This window comes from Alphaproteobacteria bacterium (genome assembly GCA_037146715.1).
GTDB lineage: Bacteria > Pseudomonadota > Alphaproteobacteria > UBA7879 > UBA5542 > JBAWWO01.
The window spans coordinates 1-1,579 of record JBAWWO010000033.1; the positions used below are offsets into that span (position 1 = coordinate 1).

General features: G+C 40.1%; 2 protein-coding genes. Both read right to left on the reverse strand.

The features are described from left to right. Positions 1-64: 64 nt before the first annotated feature. Positions 65-739 carry a DUF4304 domain-containing protein gene (locus WCG05_05720; protein MEI8321476.1) on the reverse strand — a complete coding sequence of 225 codons (675 nt, stop codon included), beginning with the start codon at positions 737-739 and terminating at the stop codon, positions 65-67. Then, positions 732-1,579: hypothetical protein (locus WCG05_05725; GenBank protein ID MEI8321477.1), on the reverse strand; the 848-nt coding region annotated here is incomplete at its 5' end. The genes WCG05_05720 and WCG05_05725, both read right to left, overlap by 8 nt.

Sequence of the window (1,579 nt, forward strand, 5' to 3'; positions counted from 1 at the left end):
GTTTATGCATAAAAAAGTTCAATGAGCCTTGGGCATCCCCTATTTTGTTGGATAAGTGAGGTCTTTATTTAGTTTTTTCGTTCATCCCAAAAAACATTTGCTGTCTCAGCTGTTCAAGATCTTTTTTAATAATTTTATCTATTGGGCTCTTAAAAAACTCAATTTGTCCATCTAAAATTTTAATGGCATGTTCTTTTTTGCCAATTATATAATACAAATAAGCAAGCCATTGCTTTGCTTGGCCGCCATGACATGGAATACTGAATCTATATTCATAGGGTGAATCAGGCTCGTTTTCTAACACTGTAATTACGTCTTTTAAAGTTCTAATATTCTGAAAAAATGGAAGAACTGTTTCTGTTAAAAGCTTTCTTATCCATTCTATCGCCACTTGATCTTGTTGCTCCCACTCTTGATCTGTTTCCTTTAAAATTATCCACGTTTTATCTTTATAAGTTGGATCTATGTGGGTAATCCAACCTCCAAGGGCTATATCAAAATTCGTTGGGAACCCCCAAGAAACCCCTGGAGGGACTACTATATCAAAGTCTATACAAAACCATAATTCTCCTATCTTTCCTGGAGAAATTCTAATTTTCAATTGGTAAATAAGTTCTTGAGTCTTCTTCTCAAAGGTTAATCCTTTTTTTAGAAAACCGTTAGTATTAAGAGAATTCTGAATTGATTTCTTTACAATGTTAGTTAGGCGTTCTCTCAAAAAATTATTTTTTTTAATCATAGTAAATGACTCTCACTTTTTTACCTTTCACATTTTTTCTATACATTTCTGCTTGTCGCAAACCCTGAGCTCTCCCACTTGAGGTATTGGGTTTCAATTCTATATAGTGACCAGATGGCGTTCTTCCGTCTGGCTTAAGAATCCTCCCTGTTTCCATATCTTTTAAGCGGGGCCTATGACTCCATCCCTTCTCCAAAATCTTTTTGTCAAACTCCGCATGAGCTCTTTGCCCTCTCTCTACAGCTTCTCTTACCTTTGGATTATGCATCCCTCTTGGCTTAGGAGCAATCTGTTCCACCGTACCACCACTTGGGTTGACTCGGCTAGCAGAAATGCCTGCTTTTAGTGTTAATCCAATATTTTCTGCTGCAGTTGTTAGACGAGATATCATAGTCGCTAGTTCCCCAAGAGGTCCGACTGGGCCCATAGTTGCTAAGATAGATACGACCGCAGGATCTATTCCTGTTTTTTCGTGAACCCATGCTCGTGCTACCTGCGCCTCTTCCGCTGTCTCTCGCGCAGCTTCTGGATTAGCCATCATCTCTAAACTTAAATGATCCAGAAAATTATGCTCCACTGTCATCATCCCCACAAAGGCCGCGGTGGAGGGATCTTGCTGGGCAAGCCACGCAACACCCAAGGTGCCAAACCTGGCAATGTTAACACTCTTGGTGATAATGGAGTTTCTTTCTTCAGTGAGAGATAGGGCCTTTTCGCTTTGATCTCCGTTTTGAGATATCTCTTTGCTTAGTTCTTTGCTTGTTTTTTCCAAATCATAGGCACGGGCAGATACTTCTGCCATTGTTTCTGCGATGGCTGCCCCAATGGCACCGGCTCTGG